Origin of the sequence: Nocardiopsis sp. TNDT3 (assembly GCF_003427465.1) — a bacterium.
In the GTDB taxonomy this organism is placed as follows: Bacteria; Actinomycetota; Actinomycetes; order Streptosporangiales; family Streptosporangiaceae; genus Nocardiopsis; species Nocardiopsis dassonvillei.
In genome coordinates, this window is the sequence record NZ_QPFC01000082.1 from 1 (window position 1) to 5,676 (window position 5,676).

At 69.2% G+C, this 5,676-nt stretch carries 4 protein-coding genes; all 4 read left to right on the forward strand.

What is annotated here, in order from left to right; translation table 11 throughout:
• The first annotated feature begins 338 nt into the window (after positions 1-338).
• The 4 genes from DQW06_RS02385 to DQW06_RS02400 all read left to right on the forward strand — a co-directional run bounded on the left by DQW06_RS02385 (position 339) and on the right by DQW06_RS02400 (position 5,477).
• Positions 339-620 carry a hypothetical protein gene (locus DQW06_RS02385; protein ID WP_013155979.1) on the forward strand — a complete coding sequence of 94 codons (282 nt, stop codon included), beginning with the start codon at positions 339-341 and terminating at the stop codon, positions 618-620.
• Between the two features lie 217 nt (positions 621-837).
• Positions 838-1,179 carry an Lsr2 family protein gene (locus DQW06_RS02390; RefSeq protein WP_013155980.1) on the forward strand — a complete coding sequence of 114 codons (342 nt, stop codon included), beginning with the start codon at positions 838-840 and terminating at the stop codon, positions 1,177-1,179.
• An 834-nt stretch (positions 1,180-2,013) separates the two neighbouring features.
• Complete coding sequence (locus tag DQW06_RS02395) at positions 2,014-4,524, forward strand: ATP-dependent Clp protease ATP-binding subunit (RefSeq protein ID WP_013155981.1); 2,511 nt, start codon at positions 2,014-2,016, stop codon at positions 4,522-4,524.
• 386 nt (positions 4,525-4,910) lie between these two features.
• Positions 4,911-5,477: a DUF3105 domain-containing protein gene (locus DQW06_RS02400; RefSeq protein ID WP_049800400.1), complete on the forward strand. Its 567-nt coding sequence runs from the start codon at positions 4,911-4,913 to the stop codon at positions 5,475-5,477.
• Positions 5,478-5,676 lie beyond the last annotated feature (199 nt).

The following is a 5,676-nucleotide window of genomic DNA, read 5'->3' on the forward strand; positions in this document are numbered from 1 at the left end:
GAAGGGGGCGGGTAATGTGTACCCCAGGGGTGGAGTCCCGCCCACACGTTGAAGGAAGTTCCGCGAAGCGGTGACGAAGGGTCGGGATTTGACACCGGTGGACACGGTGTTCCCCCGCGGACACACCAGGGCGCCGAACGCACGGCCGGACATTGGCCCCCTTCGGGTTTGCCGGAGGTGTCTCGGGTACGTCCGGTGTCAAACCGGGGGCAAACGATGTCTATGATGTCCGGTATGCGTTTGCCCGGGTGCCTGGCGAGCCATCCCCCAGGAGCAGCCCGACACGGAGTCGGGTATTTGCTGCAATAAGTAACAACCAGGAAGGGTGGACGGCTTCGATGGGGAACTTTTTGTCGTCGGTGCTTCCCCCCGGACTGATCGACGTATTGTCGGCGCTCATCCCACCGGTGGTTGTCGGTGCCGTCTTCTGCACCTTCGTCATCCAGCTCCTGCGCAAGGAGATGGCGCCCCGCCGGATGGACGGAAGCCTGGTCAGCAAGGACAAGGCGGCCGAAGACACGGGTGAGGGCAGGGATGGTTCCGGGGCCGCTGAGCCGGGAGCCGCGAACGAGACGCCGATTGTCCGGGGTGGGGAACGCACCGAATCCGACGGTCGTTGATACGGTACTCGACCGATCACGCGCTCCTCGGGGAGCGACGAACCGGCCACGCGCGTGCGCGGGCCATCTCGCCGATCCCGCGCGCCCGCCGGTGACCCCCGAAACCCGACACGGTGTCCGGGTGATTTCAGGCACGCCGGGAATTGTCTTCCGCGTTCTCGCGAGATAGCTTTACATTCAGGTGTGGAGACACCGCTCTTCTGAAAGGTTTGATTCCATGGCACAGAAGGTCCAGGTTTTCCTGGTCGACGACCTCGACGGCGGCGAGGCCGAGGAGACGGTGACGTTCGGTCTGGACGGCTCCGTGTACGAAATCGACCTCAGCGCGGGTAATGCGGCCAAGCTCCGCGAGGCCCTTACTCCGTTCGTCGACGCCGCCCGCAAGGCTCCGGCCAAGGCGTCCCGCAGCGCGGGCCGCCGCACCGGCAGCCGGAATGCTCCCAGCCGTGAGCGCAGCGCCGAGATTCGCGCCTGGGCGAAGGCCGCGGGCAAGCCCGTCAATGAGCGCGGCCGTATCCCCGCGGCGATCGTCGCCGAATATGAGGCCATCAAGGGCTAGGTTTGCCGCCGACCCCCGGTTCGCCGAAATGTTGTCAGGTCTTGATCGAATTACGGTCGGTACCTGCCGGGGGAAGACACCCGAACCCGACCATCCCGGGCCGCGGCGCGGCCCAGTGACACGGGATGCCAGGGGATACGCCGGGCCCGACGGGTCCCTCGGGCGGTACGGAGCGCCGGACAGGGCTCCGCGTCGATGACAGCGCTCCTGCGGCCCCGCGGCTCCAGACCTCCGCCGCCACACCCACGCGCTGGGCCGGACGGCGAGGCGGAGCGGGGCAGTGCGCCGGAGCGCCGCGACGCCGCCTCCGCGCGCGACCGCCCACGAACGATCGGGACCGCACGCGACACCTCCCGGTTCCGGGGAAAGGCACTCGCTTCCGGTCCCGCGGCCCCGGTCGCGGGACCCGAGTCCCACACCATCCCCGCTCCGGTCGACGGCGCGCATTTCCCGCTTTCCCCGACCGAACGGTCCGGTCGGAAGAACAACACGCGGCTTGTTCGCTCAGAGCCGATAACGCTTACACGTGCGCGGTCCGGGCACTCCTGTGACACAGGGAGAGCCCGGGCCGTTCGCCTTCGGCGTACAGGGAAATCTGGCGCCGCAATTGGTAGTTGGATGTTGGGTGAACGCCCTATCGTCGGGGAAAGTCTCTGGCACGGACGGCTGCGGCCGACCGTACGGAGGCCTACGTCTGGTCGGCAGCCGGTCGACCGTACGGACGGGTGCGACAGCGCTCCCCGGGGCGGTTCATCCCTGTGGGGCCGATATGCGGAAGAGTTGGGTCGGAGTGAACCGTCCCTGCCTGACCGCTCTGTAGAGGAGCGACGAGACATGTTCGAGAGGTTTACCGACCGCGCGCGGCGAGTGGTGGTTCTGGCCCAGGAAGAGGCCAGGATGCTCAACCACAACTACATCGGTACGGAGCACATCCTGCTCGGTCTCATCCACGAGGGTGAGGGCGTCGCCGCCAAGGCTCTGGAGAGCCTTGGTATCAGCCTCGAAGCGGTTCGGCAGCAGGTTGAGGAGATCATCGGCCAGGGGCAGCAGGCCCCGTCGGGGCACATCCCGTTCACCCCGAGAGCCAAGAAGGTCCTGGAGCTGTCGCTGCGCGAGGCGCTTCAGCTGGGCCACAACTACATCGGTACCGAGCACATACTGCTGGGCCTGATCCGCGAGGGCGAGGGCGTCGCCGCCCAGGTCCTGGTCAAGCTGGGCGCGGACCTCAACCGCGTGCGCCAGCAGGTCATCCAGCTGCTGCACGGCTACCAGGGCAAGGAACCGCAGGCCACCGGCGCCTCGTCGGAGTCCACCCCCTCCACCTCGCTGGTGCTGGACCAGTTCGGCCGCAACCTGACCCAGGCCGCCCGGGAGAGCAAGCTCGACCCGGTCATCGGCAGGGACAAGGAGATCGAGCGGGTCATGCAGGTCCTGTCCCGCAGGACCAAGAACAACCCGGTCCTGATCGGTGAGCCCGGCGTCGGCAAGACGGCCGTGGTCGAGGGTCTGGCCCAGAAGATCGTCAAGGGCGAGATCCCCGAGACGCTCAAGGACAAGCAGCTGTACACGCTGGACCTGGGCGCGCTGGTCGCGGGCAGCCGCTACCGCGGTGACTTCGAGGAGCGCCTCAAGAAGGTGCTCAAGGAGATCCGCACCCGCGGCGACATCATCCTGTTCATCGACGAGCTGCACACGCTGGTCGGCGCGGGCGCGGCTGAGGGCGCCATAGACGCCGCCTCCATCCTCAAGCCCATGCTGGCCCGGGGTGAGCTCCAGACCATCGGCGCGACCACGCTGGACGAGTACCGCAAGTACCTGGAGAAGGACGCCGCGCTGGAGCGCCGCTTCCAGCCCATCCAGGTGGACGAGCCGACCATCAAGCACGCCATCGAGATCCTCAAGGGCCTGCGCGACCGCTACGAGGCCCACCACCGGGTCTCCATCACCGACAGCGCTCTGGTGGCCGCCGCGCAGCTGGCCGACCGCTACATCAGCGACCGGTTCCTGCCCGACAAGGCGATCGACCTCATCGACGAGGCCGGCTCGCGGATGCGCATCCGCCGGATGACCGCTCCGCCGGACCTGCGCGAGTTCGACGAGAAGATCGCCGGGGTGCGCCGCGACAAGGAGTCCGCGATCGACGCGCAGGACTTCGAGAAGGCGGCGTCGCTGCGCGACGACGAGAAGCAGCTCCTGGGCAAGAAGGCGCAGCGGGAGAAGGAGTGGAAGGCCGGCGACATGGACGTCGTGGCCGAGGTGGACGAGGAGCTCATCGCCGAGGTCCTGGCCGCCTCCACCGGCATCCCGGTCTTCAAGCTCACCGAGGAGGAGTCCTCCCGGCTGCTGCGCATGGAGGACGAGCTGCACCGGCGCGTCATCGGCCAGGAGGACGCCATCAAGGCGCTCTCCCAGGCGATCCGCCGTACCCGCGCCGGGCTCAAGGACCCCAAGCGCCCGGGTGGTTCGTTCATCTTCGCCGGCCCGTCCGGTGTGGGTAAGACCGAGCTGTCCAAGACGCTGGCCGAGTTCCTGTTCGGGGACGAGGACGCGCTGATCCAGCTGGACATGTCCGAGTTCATGGAGAAGCACACCGTCTCGCGGCTGTTCGGCTCCCCGCCCGGATACGTGGGCTACGAGGAGGGCGGCCAGCTCACCGAGAAGGTGCGCCGCAAGCCGTTCTCCGTGGTGCTCTTCGACGAGATCGAGAAGGCCCACAACGACATCTTCAACTCGCTGCTCCAGGTGCTGGAGGAGGGACGTCTCACCGACGCCCAGGGTCGCAACGTCGACTTCAAGAACACGGTCATCATCATGACGACCAACCTGGGTACCCGGGACATCTCCAAGGGGCAGGCCATGGGCTTCGCCAAGGAGGACGACGCCCAGACCAACTACGAGCGGATGAAGGCCAAGGTCAGCGAGGAGCTCAAGACCAACTTCCGGCCCGAGTTCCTCAACCGTGTGGACGACATCATCGTCTTCCACCAGCTGACGGAGAAGGAGATCTTCCAGATCGTGGATCTGATGATCACGAGCCTGGACAGCCGTCTCAAGGAGCGGGACATGGGGATCGAGCTGCGGCCCAAGGCCAAGCAGATCCTCTCCGAGCGCGGGTTCGACCCCGTGCTGGGCGCCCGTCCGCTGCGCCGGACGATCCAGCGGGAGATCGAGGACCAGCTGTCCGAGAAGATCCTGTTCGGCGACCTCAAGGCGGGTCAGATCGTGGTGATCGACGCCGAGGGCGAGGGCACGGACGCCAAGTTCACCTTCAAGGGCGTGCCCAAGCCGGCCGCGGTGCCGGACACGCCCGAGGTCGAGGAGTCGGCCGCGGGCAAGCGGGAGTAGCGCCGCCCGACCGCCCGTGACTTCGGGGGCACCCCTTCGGGGGTGCCCCCTTCGTCGTGCGGGGGGCGGGGCGCGCAGGGCCGACGCCGCGCGTCCGGCCGCGGGGTGTGCGCCCGCCCGGCATGTTCTAGGGTGCGAACGTGACTCATCCAGATCCCCGACAGCACGATCCGTGGCAGGCGCGGCAGCCGCAGCCCGGACCCGCTCCACACGGTCCCCGGCCGGGTGAGGCGCCCCCAGGACACCACGGCGCGGTTCCGCCCGGCGGTCCGCCCGGCCCCCAGAGTCCCTACGGTCCGCCCGGTCCGTACCCGCACCAGCCCCAGCCGGGCAGGAAGGGCGGGACCGGCCTGATCATCGGGGCCGTGGCCTTGGTCGTCGTCCTCATGCTGGGCGGCGGGATCGCCGCGGTGTGGCTGTTCTCCGGCGGTGGCGGCGGAACCTCCGCGGAGGGCGTCGGCGAGGTGCGGTACTACGAGGGCCTGTCCAGCGAACACGTGGACGAGGGCGAGACCGTCGACTACGGGATGTTCCCGCCCGCGGGCGGGCCGCACTACCCGATCTGGCAGAACTGCGGCGTCTACGACCAGCCCCTGCGCTCGGAGTACGTCGTGCACGCCCAGGAGCACGGCGCCGTGTGGATCGCCTACGACCCCGGGCTCTCCCAGGCGCAGGTCCAGACCCTGGCCGGGTACTACTCGCCCGGCGACTACCTGGTGGTCAGCCCCGTGGAGGGCCTGCCCGCCCCGGTGGTGGCGTCGGCCTGGGGCTCCCAGATCCTGCTGGAGGACCCCGAGGACCCGCGCCTGGCGGAGTACCTCGTGGAGTTCGTCCAGGGCGAGAACACCCCCGAGCCGGGCGCGCCGTGCAGCGACGGCCACTCCGGCACCGAGGCCGGCCCCGCGGGGGAGACCGGGACCGCCGCGGCGCGGCACCCCGGCCCGCGGACCTGAGACGCCCCTCCCGGCCGTGCGGACCGGGGACGGCGCCGGGGCCGGGGTGCGCCCGCGCTCCGTCCGCGCCGTGCGGCCGAGCCCCGCGCGGTCGCCGCGCGGCGACCGGCCTCCCCGAACCGGGCGCGCTCAGCCCGGCAGGGCGTACCGGCCGTCGTCCAGGGGGTCCACCAGGCCGTCGGACACCAGCGCGTCCAGG